We start from the raw sequence: 237 nt of genomic DNA on the forward strand, positions 1-237 counted from the left end.
CAAATATTGGTTCGAGCGCTACGCACGGTTAATGGTTGAAATTGATGTCGCCTCTGAATTCCGTTATCGAGAAATCCCATTGTCGCCGCGGTCGGCAGCGCTCTTCATCTCTCAATCTGGTGAGACGGCTGACACGCTTGCATCGCTTCGCTATTGCAAGGCACAAGGTCTGAGAATAGGCGCTGTCGTCAATACGCGAGAATCAACTATTGCCCGCGAGGCAGATGCCATCTTTCC

At 51.9% G+C, this 237-nt stretch carries 1 protein-coding gene; it reads left to right on the plus strand.

Annotated elements, in window-relative coordinates; all coding sequences use genetic code 11:
• A partial coding sequence (locus tag EOD29_RS34955; protein WP_127248922.1) for an SIS domain-containing protein occupies nt 1–237 on the plus strand: 237 nt, incomplete at both ends.

This window comes from Mesorhizobium sp. M1A.T.Ca.IN.004.03.1.1 (assembly GCF_003997555.1).
In the GTDB taxonomy this organism is placed as follows: Bacteria; Pseudomonadota; Alphaproteobacteria; order Rhizobiales; family Rhizobiaceae; genus Mesorhizobium.